General features: G+C 72.1%; 18 protein-coding genes and 1 pseudogene. 9 read left to right on the plus strand and 10 right to left on the minus strand.

The window, feature by feature from the left end:
- Nucleotides 1–44 precede the first annotated feature (44 nt).
- The 6 genes from ABGB11_RS17635 to ABGB11_RS17660 form a co-directional block, all read right to left on the minus strand.
- A complete protein-coding gene (locus ABGB11_RS17635; RefSeq protein ID WP_347633984.1) occupies nucleotides 45–857 on the minus strand; it encodes a class II fructose-bisphosphate aldolase in 813 nt (270 codons plus the stop codon).
- Complete coding sequence (locus ABGB11_RS17640) at nucleotides 850–1,773, minus strand: 1-phosphofructokinase family hexose kinase (protein WP_347633986.1); 924 nt, start codon at nucleotides 1,771–1,773, stop codon at nucleotides 850–852. The genes ABGB11_RS17635 and ABGB11_RS17640 overlap by 8 nt, the downstream gene beginning before the upstream one ends.
- On the minus strand, nucleotides 1,770–2,663 hold the full coding sequence (locus ABGB11_RS17645; RefSeq protein ID WP_347633988.1) for an SIS domain-containing protein: 894 nt from the start codon (nucleotides 2,661–2,663) through the stop codon (nucleotides 1,770–1,772). Before ABGB11_RS17645 ends, ABGB11_RS17640 begins: the two co-directional genes overlap by 4 nt.
- 65 nt (nucleotides 2,664–2,728) lie before the next feature.
- Nucleotides 2,729–3,550 carry a carbohydrate ABC transporter permease gene (locus ABGB11_RS17650; protein ID WP_347633990.1) on the minus strand — a complete coding sequence of 274 codons (822 nt, stop codon included), beginning with the start codon at nucleotides 3,548–3,550 and terminating at the stop codon, nucleotides 2,729–2,731.
- Between the two features lie 53 nt (nucleotides 3,551–3,603).
- Complete coding sequence (locus ABGB11_RS17655; protein WP_347633992.1) at nucleotides 3,604–4,551, minus strand: sugar ABC transporter permease; 948 nt, start codon at nucleotides 4,549–4,551, stop codon at nucleotides 3,604–3,606.
- A 1-nt stretch (nucleotide 4,552) separates the two neighbouring features.
- Entirely contained in the window at nucleotides 4,553–5,842 is a 1,290-nt protein-coding gene (locus tag ABGB11_RS17660; protein ID WP_347633994.1) for an ABC transporter substrate-binding protein, read from the minus strand.
- A gap of 99 nt (nucleotides 5,843–5,941) precedes the next feature.
- Here ABGB11_RS17660 and ABGB11_RS17665 point away from each other — a divergent pair, with 99 nt between their 5' ends.
- Nucleotides 5,942–6,994 carry an amidohydrolase family protein gene (locus ABGB11_RS17665; RefSeq protein WP_347633996.1) on the plus strand — a complete coding sequence of 351 codons (1,053 nt, stop codon included), beginning with the start codon at nucleotides 5,942–5,944 and terminating at the stop codon, nucleotides 6,992–6,994.
- 1 nt (nucleotide 6,995) lies between these two features.
- Here ABGB11_RS17665 and ABGB11_RS17670 read toward each other — a convergent pair whose 3' ends face one another.
- From ABGB11_RS17670 to ABGB11_RS17680, 3 genes are all read right to left on the minus strand, one after another.
- Nucleotides 6,996–8,639, minus strand: coding sequence for a hypothetical protein (locus ABGB11_RS17670; protein WP_347633998.1), 1,644 nt, complete (start codon nucleotides 8,637–8,639; stop codon nucleotides 6,996–6,998).
- Entirely contained in the window at nucleotides 8,636–9,940 is a 1,305-nt protein-coding gene (locus ABGB11_RS17675; protein WP_347634000.1) for an alpha-glucosidase/alpha-galactosidase, read from the minus strand. Before ABGB11_RS17675 ends, ABGB11_RS17670 begins: the two co-directional genes overlap by 4 nt.
- Nucleotides 9,941–10,409: 469 nt before the next feature.
- Complete coding sequence (locus ABGB11_RS17680) at nucleotides 10,410–10,916, minus strand: beta-1,3-glucanase family protein (RefSeq protein WP_347634002.1); 507 nt, start codon at nucleotides 10,914–10,916, stop codon at nucleotides 10,410–10,412.
- Nucleotides 10,917–11,096: 180 nt separating this feature from the next.
- Between ABGB11_RS17680 and ABGB11_RS17685 the strand changes: the two genes are divergently transcribed.
- From ABGB11_RS17685 to ABGB11_RS17710, 6 genes and pseudogenes are all read left to right on the plus strand, one after another.
- Entirely contained in the window at nucleotides 11,097–12,416 is a 1,320-nt protein-coding gene (locus ABGB11_RS17685; protein WP_347634004.1) for a S1 family peptidase, read from the plus strand.
- A 138-nt stretch (nucleotides 12,417–12,554) separates the two neighbouring features.
- Complete coding sequence (locus tag ABGB11_RS17690; RefSeq protein ID WP_347634006.1) at nucleotides 12,555–13,100, plus strand: G5 domain-containing protein; 546 nt, start codon at nucleotides 12,555–12,557, stop codon at nucleotides 13,098–13,100.
- A 116-nt stretch (nucleotides 13,101–13,216) separates the two neighbouring features.
- Nucleotides 13,217–13,786 (plus strand): TerD family protein, encoded by a 570-nt coding sequence (locus tag ABGB11_RS17695; protein ID WP_347634008.1) that lies wholly within the window; start codon nucleotides 13,217–13,219, stop codon nucleotides 13,784–13,786.
- Between the two features lie 6 nt (nucleotides 13,787–13,792).
- Nucleotides 13,793–15,472, plus strand: coding sequence for a TerD family protein (locus ABGB11_RS17700; RefSeq protein WP_347634010.1), 1,680 nt, complete (start codon nucleotides 13,793–13,795; stop codon nucleotides 15,470–15,472).
- Nucleotides 15,473–15,800: 328 nt separating this feature from the next.
- A pseudogene (locus ABGB11_RS17705) lies at nucleotides 15,801–16,490 on the plus strand (glycoside hydrolase family 11 protein); the annotation flags it as partial.
- Nucleotides 16,491–16,511: 21 nt separating this feature from the next.
- The gene (locus tag ABGB11_RS17710) at nucleotides 16,512–17,201 is read left to right on the plus strand and encodes a polysaccharide deacetylase family protein (RefSeq protein ID WP_347634012.1); all 690 of its coding nucleotides are present in this window, start codon (nucleotides 16,512–16,514) and stop codon (nucleotides 17,199–17,201) included.
- A 73-nt stretch (nucleotides 17,202–17,274) separates the two neighbouring features.
- On the opposite strand, the gene ABGB11_RS17715 is transcribed toward ABGB11_RS17710, so the two are convergent.
- Nucleotides 17,275–17,754 (minus strand): DUF4279 domain-containing protein, encoded by a 480-nt coding sequence (locus ABGB11_RS17715; RefSeq protein ID WP_347634015.1) that lies wholly within the window; start codon nucleotides 17,752–17,754, stop codon nucleotides 17,275–17,277.
- Nucleotides 17,755–17,843: 89 nt separating this feature from the next.
- Here ABGB11_RS17715 and ABGB11_RS17720 point away from each other — a divergent pair, with 89 nt between their 5' ends.
- The gene (locus ABGB11_RS17720) at nucleotides 17,844–18,473 is read left to right on the plus strand and encodes an ATP-dependent Clp protease proteolytic subunit (protein WP_347634017.1); all 630 of its coding nucleotides are present in this window, start codon (nucleotides 17,844–17,846) and stop codon (nucleotides 18,471–18,473) included.
- The gene (locus ABGB11_RS17725) at nucleotides 18,470–19,072 is read left to right on the plus strand and encodes an ATP-dependent Clp protease proteolytic subunit (protein ID WP_347634019.1); all 603 of its coding nucleotides are present in this window, start codon (nucleotides 18,470–18,472) and stop codon (nucleotides 19,070–19,072) included. The genes ABGB11_RS17720 and ABGB11_RS17725 overlap by 4 nt, the downstream gene beginning before the upstream one ends.
- Nucleotides 19,073–19,079: the final 7 nt, after the last annotated feature.

Genomic DNA, 19,079 nt, shown 5'->3' on the forward strand with positions numbered 1-19,079 from the left:
CACGCTGAATCCCGGCCGCACGCTGGGAACCCGTCCGCGGCGGCTCAGCCGGCCCGGATGACCTTCAGGAGGCGGGTGACCTCGGCGGCGACCGCGTCCCGGCCGTCGCGGACGTAGCGGCGCGGGTCCACCAGGCCGGGGTCGGCGGCGAGCCGGTCGCGGACGGCTCCGGTGTACACCCTGTTCAGGTGCGTCGCGATGTTGATCTTCGTCATGCCGTGCTCGACGGCGGCGGTGAGCGCCGCGTCGGGCACGCCGGACGAGCCGTGCAGCACCAGCGGGACGGGCACCGCGGCGGCGAGCCGCCCGATGAGCGGCAGGTCCAGCACGGTGTCGCGGGTGAGCATGGCGTGGGACGTGCCGACCGCGACGGCCAGCGCGTCCACGCCCGTGGCGGCCACGTAGCGGGCGGCCTCGCCGGGGTCGGTGCGGGCGTGGGGGGCGTGCACGCCGTCCTTCCCGCCGATCTCGCCGAGCTCGGCCTCGACCCAGACGCCGCCGGCGTGGCAGCGCGTGGCGACCTCCGCGGTGCTCGCCACGTTCGCGTCGTGCGGGAGCCGCGACGCGTCGAACATCACCGACCCGAACCCGAGGTCCACGGCCTCCCGGACCAGCTCGTCCGACGTGGCGTGGTCGAGGTGGACGACGACCGGCACGGCGGCGGCCTGCCCGACCGCGAGCACCGCCCGGCCGAGCGGCGCGAGCGCGCCGTGATAGGCGACGCAGTTCTCGCTGATCTGGAGCACGACCGGGGCCCCGGCCTGTTCGGCGCCGGTGACGATCGCCTCGGCCTGCTCCAGCTGGATCACGTTGAACGCCCCGAGCCCGCGGCCGGGGGCGCCGACGACTTCATTCATGGGGGCGAGCGGCATGGTTCTCCTCGGTCCGGAGGGTGACATGGGGGACCAGCGCGGGGACCGCGGCGGCGTCGATCTCGCCGGCGACGGGGGAGCGGACCGCGCACGCGGCGAGCGCGACGGCGTGCCGGAGGCGGTCCGGCCAGGGCAGGCCGTCGGCGATGCCCGCCGCCAGCCCGGCCACGAGCGCGTCGCCGGCGCCCGTCGGATTCCCCGCGACGGGACGGTCCAGCGCCGCGCGCAGCACGCCGTCCGGGGTCGCGGCGACCAGGCCGTCCGCGCCGAGCGACGCCACCACCGTCCGTGCGCCCGCCTCGCGCAGCGCGCGGATCCCGGCGCCGGTGTCGCCGGTCCCGCTGGCCCGGGCCAGCTCGTCGGCGTTCGGCTTCACCACATCCGGGCGTCCGGCGAGCCCGAGCCGCAGCGCCTCGCCGTCGGCGTCCAGGATCACCGGGCCGGAGGCCAGCCGGGCGAGGACGGCGTAGGCGTCCGGGGGGACGCCCGGCGGCAGGCTCCCCGACAGCACGACGGCGGCGGCGTCCCGGGCCAGCGCCGCGAAGCCGTCCCGGAACGCCGCCCACTCGGCGGCGGTCACGACGGGACCGGGCTCGGTGAACATCGTCACGCCGCCGCCGACGATCGTGACCGTCCGGCGCGACTCCCCGGCCACCGGGCTGAACGCGGCGGGGACGCCGAGGGAGCCGAGGCCCTCCTCGATCTGCCGCCCCGCGGCGCCGCCGGCCAGCCCGGCGGCCACCACCTCGCGGCCGAGGCCGTGCAGCACCCGGGCGACGTTGACGCCCTTGCCGCCCGGCCGCCGGTGCACGGTCTCCACCCGGTTGACCTCGCCGAACCGCGCGTCCGGCACCTCGTAGGTGTCGTCGATCGCCGCGTTCAGGGTCACCGTGAGGATCATGCGCCGGACTCCAGGATCACCGAGCGGGTGAGGTGGCGGGGCCGTTCCGGGTCGAGGCCCGCCGCCCGCGCCCGCGCGACCGCGATCCGCTGCGCCACGACCAGGTCGGCGAGCGGATCGGCCGGCGCGGCCCGCAGCAGCCCGCCCGTCGCGGCGACCTGGCCGGCGAGGCCGTCCGGCATCTCGCCGAACATCCACACCGCCCGGCCGGGGCCGGTGATGCTGATCGGGCCGTGCCGGTACTCCATCGCCGGGTACGCCTCCGTCCACAGGCCCGCCGCTTCGCGCATCTTCAGCGCGGCCTCCTGCGCGATCCCCACCGTCCAGCCGCGCCCGAGGAAGGTGATCTGCTCGGCGCCCAGCAGCTCCGCCGGGAGCGGTACGGACACGGCGGCCTCGGCGTCGGCGATCGCGGACGAGAGGTCCTCGCCGAGGTGGGCGCGCAGCAGCGCGAGCTGGCTGGTGGCGAACCGGGTCTGCACGACCGACTCCTCGTCCGCGAAGTCCAGCGCGACCACCCGGTCCGCGCTCGCGGACACCGGGGTGTCCGGGTCGGCGGTGATCGCGGTCGTCCGGACGGTGCCGCCGAGCCGGTCCAGGACGTCGAGGACCTCGGTCGTCGTCCCGGACCGCGTCAGCGCCAGCACCCGGTCGTAGCGGCGGGCGAGCGGCGCCTCCGAGGCGGCGAACGCGTCGGTCTCGCCGTGCCCGGCCGCCTCGCGCAGCGCCGCGTAGGCCTGCGCCATGAACAGCGAGGTGCCGCACCCGACGACCGCCACCCGCTCCCCGCGGGCCGGCAGCGCGTCGCGGACCCGCGCGGCCATCCCGGCGGCCCGCCGCCAGCACTCCGGCTGGGCGGCGATCTCGGTCATGATGCGGTTGTCGGCCATGAACACTCCATCTCTGCACTGGTTTCGAGCAAGCGGGATCCGCGCCGCGGCGCCGCCGGGGGGCGTCAGCCCTTCAGGCCGCTGAACGACATCGTCGCGATGAAGTGCCGCTGCGCCACGAGGAAGGCGACCAGCAGCGGCGCGGTGGCGAGCGTGTTGCCCGCCATGAGCGACGACCACTCCGTGTGCCGCGTCCCGGAGAACGTCGACAGGCCCATCTGGAGCGTGAACGTGTCCTCGGACGTGATCGCGATGAGCGGCCAGATGAGATCGTTCCAGGACCCGAGCAGCGTGAAGACGACCAGCGTCGCGAGCGCCGGGCGGGCCATCGGCAGGACGATCCGGAAGAACACCCCGAGCCGCCCGCAGCCGTCGATCCGCGCCGCCTCCTCCAGCTCATGCGGCACGGACAGGAAGAACTGCCGCATGAGGAAGATGCCGAACGCGCTGGCCAGCCAGGGCACGAACGCGGCGCCGAGCGTGTCGATGAGGCCCAGCGTCCGGAAGATCAGGAACGTAGGGATCATCAGGAGCTGCACCGGGATCATGATCGTGACCATCACCGCGAGGAACCCGAGCCGCCCGCCCGCGAACCGCAGCCGCGCGAACCCGTAGCCCGCGAGCGAGCACAGCACCACATGGGACAGCACGGCCACGGTGGACACGACGAGCGTGTTCAGGAACCACCGCGGATAGTCGTTCTCGGTGAGGACCTTCCGGTATCCGTCCAGCGTGACGTGGTCCGGCAGCAGCCGCGGGGGCAGCCGGTTCAGGTCGGCGTCCGGCATCAGCGACGTCAGCACCATCCACACCAGCGGCGCCGCGAACAGCACCGCCACCGGCACGAGGACGACATGCAGCACCCACCGCCGATTCGCGCCGCTCATGGCTGTGTTCTTCGTGGGGGGACGACCCCCCACGGCCCCCCGGTTCGCTCCGCTCATCGCTGTGCTCCCGCCGCCGTGCGCGCGGACCGTCGCAGCATGACGGCCGACACCACCAGCGTGACCACGAAGAGCGCGTACGCCACCGCGGCCCCGTATCCGGCGGCGAACTGCTTGAACGCCTGCTCGTAGAGGTAGTAGACGATCACCGAGGTGGAGTCCAGCGGCTGTCCCTTGGTGGTGGTGTACACGAGGTCGAACAGCTGCAGCGACATGATCATCTGCCAGATCACGACAAACGTGGTCGCCGGCCGCAGCTGCGGCAGCGTCACGGTCCGGAACGCCTGCCAGGGGGTCGCGCCGTCGACCAGCGCCGCCTCCCGCAGCTCGCGCGGGACGTCCTGCAGCGCGGCGAGGTACACCACCACCGGCAGCCCGACCGACCACCACAGCGACACGGCCACCAGCGTGTAGAGCGCCTGGCCGGGGTCCTGGAGGAAGCCCGCGGCCGGCAGCCCGAGCGCCTTCACGCCTCCGCTGACGATGCCGAACTCGGGATCGAGCACGAAGTTGGACAGGATGCCGACGGCCGCCGCCGAGGTGACGTACGGGACGAAGATGCACGTCCGGTAGAGGGCGATCCCGCGGATGCGCTGGTTCAGCGCCACCGCGAGCGGCAGCCCGATCAGCACCGATCCCGGTACGTACAGGACGGTGTAGACGATCGTGTGCCATGCCGCGTCCCGCAGCGCCGGGTCGTGCACCATCTCGCGGTAGTTCGCCAGGCCGACGAACTCGCCGCTGGAGATCAGGTCGCTGTCGTGGAAGGACAGCCACAGCGCCCAGACCGCGGGGAAGATCGCCAGGCCGACGACCACCAGGGTCGCGGGCCCGACGAACCCCCAGCCGACCAGGTGCGGCATGAGGCGCCGGCGCGCCGTCCGCCGGCGCCGTGCCGCGTGCGTCGTCCGCGCGAGAGGCGGCGGAGCGGTGCCCACCGTCATGTCACTTTTCCTTGGCGAGCAGGTCGTCGGTCTCCTTGGCGGCTTCGCCCAGCGTCTTGCTCGCGGGGTCCCCGGCGATGAGCGACGTGGTGATGGCGTCGCCGATCGCCTCGGAGAACTTCGCGTACGCCGCGCTGCTCGGGCGGGCCTTCTTCGCGTTGGCGAGGTTCGCGACGAACTCGGCCGCTCCCGGGAAGTCGGCGACGTACTTCTTGTACTCGGGGAGCTGCGTCGTGGCCTTGCGCAGCGGCAGGTTGCCGGCCGCGAGCGACCAGCGGGCGTCCTGCTCCGGCTTGGACAGCCAGGCGGTGAACTCCCTGGCGGCCCTCTCGCGCCGCGACCCGTTGTCGAACAGCACCCAGAAGTCCGGGCCGGAGATCGTCTCGTGGTTGCCGTTGTAGCCGGGCAGCTGCACCGCTCCGTAGTCGATGCCGTGCTCCTTGAAGTCCAGCAGGGCGAACGGCCCGGTCACCACCATCGCGACCTTGCCGGACTGGAAGAGCGGGAGGAACTTCTCGCCGTTCTGGTCGAGGTACACCGACTTGTCGTCGCGCGCCATACCGCGCCAGAGGTCGAGGGCGGCGGCGGCCTGCGGGGTGTTGAACGCGGCCTTCTTGTCGTCCGGCGTCAGGATGCTCCCGCCCTGCTGCCACAGCATCGGCCACAGCCGCCAGACGGTGTCCTCGCCGCCGCTCACCGGGTAGGCGGTGCCGTAGACGTTCTTGCCCGGGTCGGTCAGCTTCTTGGCCGCGGCGCGGAAGTCGTCCCACGTCCAGTCGGCCTTCGGGTGGGGGACGCCGGCGGCGTCGAACAGCTTCTTGTTGTAGACGACGCCGAGGTTGTCGACCACGGCGGGGACGCCGACCACCTTGCCGTCCACGGTCGCGGCGGCGCGCTCGGACTCCCAGAAGTCGGCCCAGCCGAACGACGGGTCCTTGACCGTGTCGGACAGGTCGACGACCTTGCGGTTCTCGGCGAGGGACGCCGTCCAGGACCCGTACATGTACGCGATGTCCGGGGCGTCACCGCCCGCGAGCGCCGCGGTGACCTTCTGCAGCATGTCGTCGACGTTGCTGGTCCCGAGCTGGGGGACGATCTCCACGTCCGGGTGCGCCCGGGAGTACTCCGCCGCGAGCTTCTTGAGCGGCTCGTCGTACGGCGCCGACTGCCCGTGCCACCAGGTGATCTTGACCTTCCCGCCGTCCGCGTCGTCGCCGCCGCAGCCCGCCGCGGTCAGGGCGAGCAGCGCCGCCGCCGCCAGCGCGACCGCACCGCGCAGTCCGTTGCCCATCGGCCCTCCCGAAGTTGGGTGTGGTTCGAAACCATATGCTTACTTATGCTCGGAATAGAAGAGAACAGAGCAGAAAACATCATCAATGGACGGGGTGAGATGTCCGAGATCGGCGACCTGCGGCTGTCCGACTACGTTCCGCGCCCGAGCGTGGAGATCCCGGGAAGCGACGTCCCGCGCCCGCGGTTCCGGTGCGTGGACGCCCACAACCACCTCGGCCGCTGGCTCACCGGCGACGGCGGATGGATGGCCCCCGACGTGGGGCGGCTCCTCGCACTGATGGACGCGCACGGCGTCGACGCGATCGTGAACCTGGACGGCATGTGGGGCGGGGAGCTGTCGGTCAACCTCGACCGCTACGACCGCGCCCACCCCGGCCGGTTCCTCACCTTCTGCCAGCTCGACTGGAACCTGCTGCGCGAACGCGGCGGGATCGACCGGCTCGTGCGCAGCCTGGAGAACTCGCGGACGCTCGGCGCCCGCGGCCTGAAGGTCTGGAAGACCCTCGGCCTGCACCACACCGACGCGGACGGGCGCCTCGTCCTGCCGGACGACCCGAGGCTCGCCCCCGTCTTCGAGGCGGCGGGCGCGCTCGACCTGCCCGTTCTGATCCACACCGCCGATCCGGTGGCCTTCTTCGCCCCGGTCGACCGCCGCAACGAGCGGCTGGAGGAGCTGCTCGCCCACCCCGACTGGCACTTCGGGCGACCCGGCCTGCCGTCGTTCCCCCGGCTCATGGAGGCCCTGGAGAACCTGGTCTCGTCCCACCCGCACACGACGTTCATCGGCGCGCACGTCGCCTGCTACGCCGAGGATCTCCGGTGGGTGTCACGGATGCTGGACGAGCACCCCAACCTGCACGTCGACATCGCCGGACGGCTCGCCGAGCTCGGCCGCCGCCCCCGGGCGGCCCGCTCGCTGATGACGCGGCACCCCGGCCGCGTGCTGTTCGGGACCGACGCGTTCCCGCTGTCGGCCTCGTCCTACCCGACGCACTTCCGGTTCCTGGAGACCGACGACGAGCACTTCCCCTACGCGCCGGACGAGGAGGTGCCGCCGCAGGGACGCTGGGCGATCTCCGCCCTCGACCTGCCGCCGGACGTTCTGGAGCAGGTGTACGCGGGCAACGCGCGGCGCCTCCTTCCGCTGTGACCTACGGCGCCTTCTGCCGGACGAGCCGGACGAACCGGACGTCGAGGTCGTCTCCGCGGCCGGTGGCGATCCGGAAGTCGGTGCGGCCGTTCAGCCCGTTCGCGAGGACCGGCCCGGGCAGCCGGACGGTCGCGGTCTTCCACGCCCCGTCACCGGTACGGCGGACGGCCGGTGAGCGCCCGCCTTCATGCTCGATCCACCAGTCGCCTGCGCCCGCGTCCGAGTACGTCACCTTGATCTGAACCGGTTCGCGCCGTCCGGCCAGGAAGCGGTCGTCGAGGTCGAAGTACAGCGACGTCTGCCCCTTCGCACGGTCGGTGCGCAGCCCTTCGTAGGCCGTGCCGTTCTCCTCCGTCAGGACATGCGTGTGGACGTCGGCCGTGGATCGGCGTGCCCTGCCGTCCGGCGAGACGTCCCGCTGGACGAGCCAGCGTTCGAGGTTGCGCACCCACGGGCGGCTCGCCCATTTCCGGGCACCGGTGAAGGGACCGGTCCGGTCCTTCCAGTAGGTGTCCTCCGCGTCGCGCAATGCCGCCCACGCGTCAGGTGAATCGGACGCGGTCTTGCCGATGCTGAGCCGTAGCCAGTTCCAGTGGTCCGGGTACTCCTTCATGTAGGACGGGCCCGGGACCACGTATATCCAGTTCATTCTCAGTTGCAGAGCCTTCAGGTTCGACTGCCGGACGGCGTAGTACGGCTCGTCCGTCTTGTAATCGCAATCGTTGAAGCACTCGTTCTCGGTGGCGACGACATGCCGCCCGTCGTGGACGGGCAGGCGTTCGTCCACCGTCATGTGCCCGTTCCGCTCGACACGGCTTCCGTACGAAGGAGCCTCGTTGAGATGGAAGTTGAACTCCTCGGTGATGCCCGTTCGGATGCCGAGGCCCGCGTCGACCGCCTGCTCGGCGAACAGATCCGTCTTCGACCCCCACGGCCCCCAGGGGTAGTCCTCGCCGGTGAACACGAGCTTGGTGCGGTAGGGGCCGAAGATATCGACCAGATCCCGCCAGGCGTGCCGGTGCCACGAGCGGTACTTCTCGAAGGTCAGACCCTCCTCGGCGGCCTGGCTGATGATGTCGTAGTCGAACTCCGCCCATGTGAACGCGCCCGGGACGTAGACGAACCGCAGCCGCGGGTCGGCGCGAAGGTTCTTCTCGACGAACAGCTTCCGGTAGACGCCGAGGAGCCGTCCCCACACGCACTCGTCCCAGATCGGCAGGTGGTACTGACCGTCGTAATCGGGGCCGACCGGTCGCACCTCGCATTCGTCGGCCGCCCATTCCGGAGCCCATTGAGCCCCGCTGGCGAACACGCGCATCCAGAACGGCCGGCCGTCCGCGAGCTGGTCGCGTAAGGGTGCGAAGTCCATGCCCTGAGCGGAGCCGGTCGTGTCGGTGCGCAACTGTCCGGGACCGTCCGGCTGGAGCTGCCGCCAGGTCAGGTCGAGACCGCGCGTCCCCACCTCGAACTCCGGCGCCGCCTTCTCGGAGAAGAACCCGGAGTTCGCCGACGGCCGGACCCAGCCGGGCAGCGTCCAGTCGTCGCCCGCCCGCACCCGCACGCTCCCGGTCACCGCGTCCGCCGCGCCCGCGCCGGCCACCGGGAGCAGCACCGCGATCGCGGCCAGGGCCGCCGCCCGCCTCATGACAGGCCGGTCCGGCGCAGCGGCTCGGGCAGCAGGTCGCCGTGCGCCTTCACCATCTCGTCGCACAGCGTCCAGATCTCCTCGATCGTGAGCGTGGCGGCCGTGTTCGGGTCGGCCATGGCCGCGTGCCGGACGTGGTCGGGGCGCCCCTCCACCGCCGCCCGCACGGTCAGCTCGCCGACGCCGACGAACGACCGGTTGAGCGCCGCGCACTGCGGCGGGAGGTCCCCGACGGCGGTCGGCTGCACGCCCTGCGCGTCGACCAGGCACGGCACCTCGACCGCGCACCCCTCCGGCAGGTTGCCGATCAGGCCCCGGTTCACCACGTTGCCGTACACGACCCGGGGCCTGCCGGTGACCATGCTGTGGATGATCTGCGGCGCGTACTCCATGCTCCCCTCGACCGGGATCGGCTCGCCGGCCGCCAGCGCCGCCCGCGTCGAGGCGTACTCGCGCAGGTTCTCCTCGCTGACCCGGATGTACTCGTCCACGGGAATGCGCAGCCGCGCCACCTCGGCGTCGTGCCGCATGAACCACGGGACGTACTCCGCCGAATGCTCGCTCGTCTCGGTCGGGTAGTGGCCGAGCCGCCGGTACATCTCGACCCGCACGCGGCGCCGCAGCTCCGGGTCGCGCTCGATCGCCTCGTCCAGCCTCGGGTACAGGTCCTCGCCGCCCCGCTGGAACCTGAGCACCCACGCCTGGTGGTTGACGCCGGCGGCCAGGTACGACACCTCCTCGTACGGGACGCCGACCAGCTCCGCGAGGCCGCGGGTCGTCCAGTACACCGAGTGGCACAGCCCGACGGCGTTGCGGACGGGCGTCGCGGCGGCGAGGTACCAGACGTTCATCGCCATCGGGTTGGTGTAGTTCAGCAGCCACGCGTCCGGGCAGCACGCCGCCATGTCCGCCGCGATCCCGTCCAGGACGGGGAAGGTGCGCAGCGCCCGGAAGATCCCGCCCACCCCGATCGTGTCGGCGACCGTCTGCCGGAGCCCGAACCGCGCCGGGACCTCGAAGTCGGTGACCGTCGAGCCGCGCCCGCCCACCTGGATCATGTTGATCACGAAGTCGGCGCCGTCGAACGCCTCCCGGCGCTCCAGGTGCGCCGTGATCGCCGGCCGGGCACCGCGCGCCTCGGCGATCCTGCGCGCCGCCGCCTCGGCCGTCGCCAGCCGCTCGGCGTCGACGTCGTGCAGCGCGATGCGGGCGTCCGCCAGCTCCGGAAAGCCGAGCAGGTCGGCGAGCAGCGCCTGCGTGAACACCACGCTCCCCGCCCCCACGAACACGATCTTTGTCATTCGGACGGTCCTCCCGGTAATGCGCATTCACGCTCGAAACAAGCACCAATCATCCACAAACAATCATCACCGCACAAGACCGTGTGGTGCCGCCCGCGTTCGCCCATGGCCGGAAACAATCCCGTACCGCACGGAGGCCTGGAGGTGTCACCTACACCGCGACCATCGAGGGTGTCGGGAGCACGAGCCATACCGTGCTGATCCGCCCGGGGCTCAAGGAGATCGAGCTGCCGTGGCTGACGGGCGGCCAGAGCTTCGAGGGGACGGTCCATCTGGGCGGCGTCACCACTGAGCCGGCCACGGTCGCGCTGAGCACCGACAACCCCGCGTTGCGGGTGCCCGCCGAGGTCGTCGTGCCGGGCCGGCGCGTCCTCGGTGACGTTCTCCGGAACCACCGCCGACGTCGCCGATTTCGAGGTCGTGACGCTGACCGCCCAGATGGGCACGTCCCACCTGGAGCAGACCGTCTTCATCGAGGCCGGGACCGGTCAGCCCGAGGCGGCCCCGGGGTCGTTCGCGAGCGGCCCGGAGCATCCGGTGACCTGCTGCGTCGTGACCGAGACGCCTGCGGACGCGGCGTAGGACGTGAAGTAGCCCGCCTGCGCGCCGCCCGGCTGGAAGACGGGCGAGTTGCCCGGCGCATGCGGTACGGGGCCTCGACGGTCGCCAGCGAGTCGAACTCCGGCGGCACCTCGTCCGCGAACCGCCGGAACGTGGCCGCCCGGTCCTCGGCGAAGGTGGCCTGGTCCTCGCCGACGGACACGTCGTACCCGTCGTGGGCGTGCAGGCGCATCGCGAGCTTCAGGCCGAAGCCGTCGACCCGGGTGGTGTTGCCGTTGAAGACGTCGGCGCCGACCGTGAACTCGATGAAGTCCTGGTAGCGGCTGGTGGGCGAGCCGAGGTAGAAGTACATCCGCCCGGCGGAGTTCACGGGCATGTCCAGGTACGGCGGCGCAGGGGGTGGGACGGGATGCATGGCGCATCTCCTTCGGGGTGGGGTGTGACTGAGCGGGCCCCTTCGATCACGCGTTATTTCACAGTCTGATTTAAGGCAGGAATATGGGGCCGTCAAGAGCCCTCCGAGACGTGTTGAACTCCCGCCCGCCGGGGCGCGTACCCCTCCGCGTAGATCGACACCCCGGAACCAGGAGGGTTCATGAGGCGCCGGAAGAGCGTGAGGAACAGTCGGCTGCGCACCGTGGTCACGACGACCGCGGTGGCCGCCGGATCCGCCGGGCTCGTGGCCGGCTCGCTGTACGTCGTGCACGCCGAGGGACGGTCGGGCGGCCAGGAGGCGAAGCTCGCGGGTGACGCGCGGGCCGGGCGCCAGGGTGCGGGACAGGACGCGGTGCGCGCCGCGCGGACGACCGGGCAGGCCGCCGCCAAGGCCGCCAGGATCGCCGACCGCCTCGGTGACCGCACGACCGGCGCCTACGTCGACTCCGCGGGACGCCCCGTCGTCACGGTCACCAACGCCGCGGACGCCGCCGCGGTGCGGTCCGCCGGGGCCGTGCCCAAGATGACGCAGCGCAGTCCCGCGACGCTGAAGCGCGTCACGAACACCCTCCAGCGGTCGGTGGCGGACATCCCCGGCACCGGATGGGCGGTCGACCCCGCCACCTCCAAGGTCACGGTGTGGACGGCCGGGACGCGGATGGCGGAGGTCCAGCGCGCGACCCGGCAGATGGGCGCGGCGATCCGCATGGTGCGCATCCCCGGGAAGCTCCGCACGTTCGCCCTCGGCGGCGACGCGATCTTCGGCGGGGGCGCCCGCTGCTCGCTCGGCTTCAACGTCAAGCGCGGCCAGCAGGACTTCTTCCTGACCGCCGGCCACTGCGGCAACGAGGTCCAGGAGTGGACGACGGACCAGGGCGCCGAGGCCGCCGGCACCACCGTGCAGAGCAGCTTCCCCGGCAACGACTTCGCGCTCGTGGAGACCGCGGAGGGCGCCGCGGGCGAGAGCGCGGTCAACCTCTACAACGGCCAGTCGCAGGAGATCACCGAGGCCGCCGAGGCCGTGGTCGGCCAGCGCGTCCTGCGCAGCGGCAGCACCACCGGCGTCTCCGACGGCACCGTCACCGCGACCGGCGCCACGGTGAACTTCGCCGAGGGCACCGTCACCGGGATGATCCAGACCACCGTCTGCGCCGAGCCGGGCGACAGCGGCGGCCCGCTCTTCGCCGACACCGCCGCCCTCGGCCTCACCTCCGGCGGCTCCGGCGACTGCCAGACCGGCGGCGTCACCTTCTTCCAGCCCGTCACCGAGGCCCTCGACGCCTTCGGCGCGGAGATCGGGGCGGCCGGCGGCGGCCAGGGCGCCGGCGGCGGTGAGGAGGCCGGTGGCGGTCAAGGCGCCGGTGGCGGCGAAGAAGCCGGGGGAGGCCAGGAAGGCGCCGGCGGCCAGGAAGGTGCCGGCGGCGGGGCCCCCGAAGGCGGTCAGCCCGCCGGAAGCGGCAAGCCCTCCCGGGGCTACTGACCAGGAACGGCCAGGGAAGCCCAGTCCACATCCGGCCTGGGCTTCCTTCGCATTTCCCATTGACCCGGAATACGGCTGAGGCGCACGATTCCTTCCTGTATATAGGGGGAATTCATGAGGCGCGTTATTCTTGCCGTCATGGCCGCCGGGGGACTCCTGCTGACCGGTGCCTGCGATCCCGCGGCCACGCCGTCCGCCGCGACACCGGCGCAGACCACACCGGGGCAGACCACACCGGGTACGGCGTCCGCGGGAGCGGTCGCCGGAGCGAGCCCGGTGGTCGAGAAACGCACGGTCACCAGGACGCAGAAGATTCCGTTCAAGACGAGAAAGGTGAACGACGCGACCCTCGCCAAGGGCGACACCAAGGTCGTGAAGCGCGGCGCCACCGGTCTGAAGAAACTGACATATGAGGTCACCCTCACCAATGGCGCCGAGACTTCCCGGAAACTGATCCGGGAAGCCGTCACCCGGCGCCCGGTGACCCGCGTCATCGCGGTGGGCACCAAACAGGCCCGCCGATGCGACCCGAACTACAGCGGGTGCGTCCCGATCGCCCGTGACGTCGACTGCGCGGGAGGCAGCGGCGACGGCCCCGGGTACGTGTCCGGACCTGTCCGCGTCGTCGGGGACGACATCTACGACCTCGACCGGGACGGCGACGGCATCGCCTGTGACACCTGACAGGTCGCCCGGACGTCGCGGATCAGGTGACAACAGGGTGGATCGGCTGAAAGGCTTTCCTCGCACGACGCGCTCACGGGTTCGCGCGGCAAGGGGATGGCGAGGAGGCGACGGCTGTGACCGTCTCGATGGTTAAGGGTCAGCGGATCTCGCTGGAGAAGCCCGGCGGCGCGCTGAGCATGGTCCGGATGGGCCTCGGCTGGGACGCGGTCAAGAAGAAGGGGTTCTTCGGGTCCCGCGAGCGGGAGATCGACCTGGACGCCTCCTGCGTGCTCTTCGCCGACCGCAACCTCGCCGACGTGGTCTACTTCGGCAAGCTGGTCAGCGACGACGGCTCCGTCCGGCACACCGGCGACAACCTGACCGGGGCGGGCGACGGCGACGACGAGTCGGTCATCGTCGACCTGGCGCGGCTTCCGGTGCACGTCACCTCGCTGGTATTCACCGTCAGCTCCTTCAACGGGCAGACCTTCAACGAGGTGGAGAACGCCTTCTGCCGCCTCGTCAACGAGGTGGACGGGGGCGAGCTGGCCCGGTACACGCTGACCGGCGGCGGCGCCCACACCGCGATGGTGATGGCCCGCATCTACCGGCACGGCGGAGCCTGGAAGATGAACGCGATCGGCGAGCCGTGCCATGGCCGCACCTTCCAGGACATGCTGCCGACGATCGCCGCGCACTGCTGACCGCCGATGGTCGACCTCCCACGCGGCGGCAACGCTCCGCTGCCCGCCCGGCGGGTGACCGCCACCGTGTCCTGTGCCGTGCCCGTCGACGTCAGCGCGCTGCTCGTCGGCCCCGACCTGCGGGTGCGGTCAGACGCCGACCTGGTCTTCTTCAACGCGCCCGAGGCGCCCGGCGTCCGCTGGGCCGACGGCGGCGCCGGCCAGCGCGTCGAGCTCGACCTCGACGCGGTCCCCGCCGGGCTCACGGTGCTCATCGCGGTGAGCCTGGCGGGCCCCGGCTCCTTCGGGACGGCGCCGCCGCCGCGGCTCCGCCTCACCGCGGGCGGCGGCGACCCCGCGGCCGAGTTCACCGTCCGGGGGCTCGGCCCGGAGAAGGCGATCATCGGGCTGGAGATCTACCGCCGCGCCGAGGCGTGGAAGGTGCGCGCCGTCGGCCAGGGCTACGCGGGCGGCCTGGCCGAGCTGGTGGAGGCGCACGGCGTCGAGGTCGACGACCCCGGCGAGCAGGAGGCCGCCATGGCCGCCCCGCCTCCGGGACCCGCGGTGGGCGCGCCGCCGCCTCCCCGGCCGGCGCAGGCGCCGCCGCAGCCGCCCGCCGCACAGCCGCCGCCCCCCGCACAGCCGCCGCCGGCGCAGCCCCAGCCCGCGCCGCAGCAGGCGCCGTCCACGGAGGTCGGGTACATCGAACGCTGCTGGCTGGTCTGGGAGGACGCCAGCCGTTCGGTGGCGGCCTTCCGCGCCGCCACCGAGCACGCACTCACCCTCCGCAACGAGGAGATCGCCGGCCGGCAGCCGCGGGGGCGGTTCGAGCAGCTCATGCGGGAGGCCGACGAGCGCCTGCGCTCCGACGCCGGCCAGCTGCGCGACGAGCTGGCGAGGGTGGAGCCGGAGCTCACGCCGGAGGTGGCGCCGTTCGACGCGCCGTCCTGGCTGACCTGGCGACCCGGCGTCGACCTCGCCGAGGGGATGCTGCTCGGCCGGCTGTCGACCGCCGAGCTGCCGGGCCTGCGGGTGCCGCTCGTGCTGCGGCTGCCCTGGCGCCGCGCCGTGTGGATCTCGCGCGGCGTGGTGCCCGGCGACGCGGCCGCCTACGCCTGGTCGCTCGCGACCCGGTTCCTCGCGGCCGTGCCGCCCGGCGTCCTCGGCCTGGAGGTGATCGACGCGGCCGGGCTCTCCGGCGCGGGCTGGCTGCACGGCTTCGACCCGGCCACCACCGCCCGCCTGCTGGGCGGCGGCGTCGCCACGGGCCCGCACGCCGGCGAGCGGCTCCGCCGCCTCCTCGACCTGGTGGACCTGCGCCGCATCGGCGGCGCGGAGGAGTCGCTCGCGGACCCGATGGGCGGCCCGCCGGTGCGCCTGGTGGTGGTCCTCGACGCCGGTGCCGCGCTCGACGGCGAGGACGCGGACCGGCTGCTGCGCCTGGTCGAGGACGGCCCGCTGGTCGGTGTCCCGGTGCTCCTGGTCGAGACCGACACGCCGGCGGCCGAGTCCGTCCGCGCCATGCGGGTCCGCCAGTCGTGCAACAACCTCCCGTCCAGCGAGGACGCCATCGGCGACTCCTGGGTGGGCGTCGACTGGACCCTCACTCCGGAGGTCCTCCCGGACGCCGGCGACGGGACCCGCCCTCCGGCCCTGTTCACCCACGTCCTCGGCGCGCACGCCCGGAGCATCGCCTCCCACGGCTGATCCAGGCCCGCTGAACGGCCCAGAACGTCACTCGAAACTTTCGAGGATTGCGTTCAGGTGAGCCCTCATCACATGTCGCGGAAATCGAATGTCGTGCCATTCGATATCTGTCTCACCTGATCGCTCACCCTATGGAACGATCCATATTCGATCGGTCGGGCGAAAGGTTTCGAAAAGAATCGTTGACACTCTCGGGAAAGCGCGCGCATACTCGCACCCGATCGGCCGGTTCCGCCACCGGCTCCGCCGCCGGATCCACCCCTCCGGGGGCGCGGTCATCGGGGGCGGGACGGCCGAGGCCCCCCGCCGATGCTCCCGAGGAGGAAGCATGTACGAGCACGACACCACCACCGCCCGCCCGATCACCCGCAGGCGCCTCATCGGCGCGGGCGCTCTCGGCGCGGCCCTGGTCGCGTCCGCGGCGCTGCTGCCCGGCACGGCGGCCGCCGACACGGTCATCACCACCAACCAGACCGGCACCCACGACGGGTACTTCTACTCGTTCTGGACCGACGGCGGCGGGTCGGTGTCGATGACGCTGAGGAGCGGCGGCAGCTACAGCACCTCCTGGTCCAACGTCGGGAACTTCGTCGCGGGCAAGGGCTGGAGCAACGGCGGCCGCAGGACCGTGAACTACTCCGGCAGCTTCAACCCGTCCGGCAACGCGTACCTGGCCCTCTACGGGTGGACGTCGAACCCGCTCGTCGAGTACTACATCGTCGACAACTGGGGCAGCTACCGGCCCACCGGAACCTACAAGGGCACCGTCACCAGTGACGGCGGCACCTACGACATCTACAAGACCACGCGGTACAACGCCCCGTCCGTCGAAGGCACCAGGACCTTCGACCAGTACTGGAGCGTCCGCCAGTCCAGGCGGACCGGGGGCTCCATCACCACCGGCAACCACTTCGACGCCTGGGCCCGCGCCGGCATGAACCTGGGCGACTTCCGCTACTACATGATCATGGCCACGGAGGGCTACCAGAGCAGCGGCAACTCCAGCATCACCGTCGGCTGAGCACCCGGAGGAGCCGCCATGCGCACCAGATCACCCCTGCCCAGACGCTCGCTGTCGGCGGCGCTGGCCGCCGCGGCGGCGGCGACCGCGGCCCTCGCCGTGACCGCCGCCCCCTCCCACGCCGCCGCCTGCAACGGATACGTCGGGCTCACGTTCGACGACGGCCCGTCCAACGACAACACCCCGAGCCTGCTCAACGCGCTCGCGCAGAACGGGCTGCGGGCGACGATGTTCAACCAGGGCCAGCACGCGGCCGCGTACCCGGCCCAGGTCCGGGCCCAGGTCAACGCCGGTATGTGGGTCGGCAACCACAGCTACACCCATCCGCACATGACCCAGCTGAGCCAGGCGCAGATGGACTCGGAGATCTCCCGGGCCCAGCAGGCCATCGCCGCCGCCGGAGGCGGCACTCCGCGGTTGTTCCGCCCGCCCTACGGCGAGACCAACGCGACCCTGCGGTCGGTCGAGGCCGGGCACGGCCTCACCGAGATCATCTGGGACGTCGACTCGCAGGACTGGAACGGGGCGAGCACCGGCGCGATCGTGCAGGCCGCCGGCCGCCTCACCGACGGCCAGATCATCCTCATGCACGAATGGCCCGCCAACACGCGCGCGGCCATTCCGCGGATCGCCCAGGTACTGGCCGCCCGCGGCCTCTGCGCAGGAATGATCTCGCCCCAGACCGGGCGTGCCGTCGCCCCCGCCTGACCGGACCACCGCGAGAGCCGGGCACGGCGGCCCGCAAGGCCGCCGTGCCCATCGCCGTGCCGCACCGGCCCGCTCAGTCGTAGGCGTACTCGTCGATGTCCAGCAAGGCGTGTGTGAGGCGGAGGAACTCCAGCACCCGCCCGTCCAGGTGCCAGCCCAGCAGCTGGTGCTGCCCGGGGAGTTTCTCCAGGCCGCCGACCGGGGCGGGCCTTTCCTCCTCCTCGCCGTCCGGATGCTCGAACACCCGCACCACCTGGAGGGTGGCCGCGGGCCATCCGTCGTCCCCGGTGCCGTCGAGTTCGAGGGCCAGGGCGCCGATGCGTTCCGCGTGCTCGAACAGCCGGTCCAGGACCTCGGCGATCTGCTCGTCCACGGTGAGGCCGGGGCGCCGGCAGACGATCCGCCACGTGTGCGCGACGGGACGCGGCGGCCGCGCCCGGCGGCTTCCGCGCACCTTGCGCTCGTCCGCCTCGATCCCGAGCCGCGCGCTGATCTCGGTGGCCGGCACCCGCGTCGACTGCAGAGCGAAGTAGACGTACTGGTACACGCGCATCCGGTGACCCTATCCCCGCTGCTGTGAGCAGATCCGCCGTGGGCGGATCAGGCTACGACCACCCCACGGCCCCGCGCAGAGTGAAGGGCATGAGCGAGGAACCAGGAATCCCCATGTTCAACGAGCGCGTGCGTCGCGAGCTTTACCAGCAGCGCGTTCTCGTGCTCGACGGCCCACTCGACGACGACAACGGCACCCTGCTGGCGACGCAGCTGATCACGCTGGCGAAGGAGGACGCGTCGTCCGACATCGCGCTGTGGATCCATTCGCCCGGCGGGTCGGTGCCGTCGATGCTCGCGATCCGCGACGTCATGCGGCTCATCCCGTGCGACGTGTCCACGGTGGTGCTCGGCATCGCCTACAGCGCCGGGCAGTTCCTGCTGTCGTCCGGCACCCGGGGCAAGCGCCGCGCCATGCCGCACGCACGCGTGCTGATGCACCAGGGCTCCGCCGGAATCGCCGGCGCCGCCGTCGACATCGAACTGCAGGCCAACGACCTGCGGCACACCCGCGACACGGTCCTCGGCCTCATCGCCGAGGACACCGGCCAACCCCTCGAACGGGTCTTCGAGGACTCGCTGCACGACCGCTGGTACACCGCGCAGGAGGCCCTCGAATACGGCTTCATCGACTCCGTCGTCGGCTCCCTGGACGACGTCATCCCCGTGATCAACCGCACCGTCGGGCTCGGTGTCCCGGCCGAAGGAGGCGTCCGATGAGCACCTACACGATCCCGAACGTCATCGCCCAGCACCCGCGCGGCGAGCGGATCATGGACGTCTACTCGCACCTGCTGACCGAGCGGATCATCTACCTCGGCACCGCCATCGACGCGGGCGTCGCGAACGCCCTCGTCGCGCAGCTGCTGTACCTGGAGGCCGACAACCCCGACGGCGACATCCAGCTCTACATCAACTGCGAGGGCGGAGACCCGAGCGCGATGCTCGCCGTCTACGACACGCTGCGCTATATCCGTCCCCAGGTGGCGACCACCTGCGTGGGGCAGGCGGTCGCCGTCGGCGCCGTGCTCCTCGCCGCGGGCACCCCCGGGATGCGCGCCGCGCTGCCCCACACCCGCGTCGTCCTGCACCAGCCGGTGGGGCAGGGGCGCGGGGCGATCCCGGACCTCATCCTCCAGGCCGACGAGGTCGTCCGCGTCCGCGCCGACATCGAGGACATCCTCTCCCGGCACACCGGGCAGGACACCGCGACGCTGCGCACCGACACGGACCGGGACCGCGTGTTCACCGCGACCACGGCGCGGGACTATGGCCTCATCGACCACGTGATCGAGGAGCGCCAGCCGCTCCCCATGTGAGGGGCGG

It is taken from the genome of Actinomadura sp. B10D3, from assembly GCF_039871695.1.
GTDB classification, from domain to species: Bacteria; Actinomycetota; Actinomycetes; order Streptosporangiales; family Streptosporangiaceae; genus Spirillospora; species Spirillospora madurae.

What these genes read in the sequence shown, in the direction of transcription:
- ABGB11_RS17635 (WP_347633984.1), bottom strand. Translation starts at nt 857, where the DNA reads ATGAATGAAGTCGTCGGCGCCCCCGGCCGCGGGCTCGGGGCGTTCAAC.
- ABGB11_RS17640 (WP_347633986.1), bottom strand. Translation starts at nt 1,773, where the DNA reads ATGATCCTCACGGTGACCCTGAACGCGGCGATCGACGACACCTACGAG.
- ABGB11_RS17645 (WP_347633988.1), bottom strand. Translation starts at nt 2,663, where the DNA reads ATGGCCGACAACCGCATCATGACCGAGATCGCCGCCCAGCCGGAGTGC.
- ABGB11_RS17650 (WP_347633990.1), bottom strand. Translation starts at nt 3,550, where the DNA reads ATGAGCGGCGCGAATCGGCGGTGGGTGCTGCATGTCGTCCTCGTGCCG.
- ABGB11_RS17655 (WP_347633992.1), bottom strand. Translation starts at nt 4,551, where the DNA reads ATGACGGTGGGCACCGCTCCGCCGCCTCTCGCGCGGACGACGCACGCG.
- ABGB11_RS17660 (WP_347633994.1), bottom strand. Translation starts at nt 5,842, where the DNA reads ATGGGCAACGGACTGCGCGGTGCGGTCGCGCTGGCGGCGGCGGCGCTG.
- ABGB11_RS17665 (WP_347633996.1), top strand. Translation starts at nt 5,942, where the DNA reads ATGTCCGAGATCGGCGACCTGCGGCTGTCCGACTACGTTCCGCGCCCG.
- ABGB11_RS17670 (WP_347633998.1), bottom strand. Translation starts at nt 8,639, where the DNA reads ATGAGGCGGGCGGCGGCCCTGGCCGCGATCGCGGTGCTGCTCCCGGTG.
- ABGB11_RS17675 (WP_347634000.1), bottom strand. Translation starts at nt 9,940, where the DNA reads ATGACAAAGATCGTGTTCGTGGGGGCGGGGAGCGTGGTGTTCACGCAG.
- ABGB11_RS17680 (WP_347634002.1), bottom strand. Translation starts at nt 10,916, where the DNA reads ATGCATCCCGTCCCACCCCCTGCGCCGCCGTACCTGGACATGCCCGTG.
- ABGB11_RS17685 (WP_347634004.1), top strand. Translation starts at nt 11,097, where the DNA reads ATGAGGCGCCGGAAGAGCGTGAGGAACAGTCGGCTGCGCACCGTGGTC.
- ABGB11_RS17690 (WP_347634006.1), top strand. Translation starts at nt 12,555, where the DNA reads ATGGCCGCCGGGGGACTCCTGCTGACCGGTGCCTGCGATCCCGCGGCC.
- ABGB11_RS17700 (WP_347634010.1), top strand. Translation starts at nt 13,793, where the DNA reads ATGGTCGACCTCCCACGCGGCGGCAACGCTCCGCTGCCCGCCCGGCGG.
- ABGB11_RS17710 (WP_347634012.1), top strand. Translation starts at nt 16,512, where the DNA reads ATGCGCACCAGATCACCCCTGCCCAGACGCTCGCTGTCGGCGGCGCTG.
- ABGB11_RS17715 (WP_347634015.1), bottom strand. Translation starts at nt 17,754, where the DNA reads ATGCGCGTGTACCAGTACGTCTACTTCGCTCTGCAGTCGACGCGGGTG.
- ABGB11_RS17720 (WP_347634017.1), top strand. Translation starts at nt 17,844, where the DNA reads ATGAGCGAGGAACCAGGAATCCCCATGTTCAACGAGCGCGTGCGTCGC.
- ABGB11_RS17725 (WP_347634019.1), top strand. Translation starts at nt 18,470, where the DNA reads ATGAGCACCTACACGATCCCGAACGTCATCGCCCAGCACCCGCGCGGC.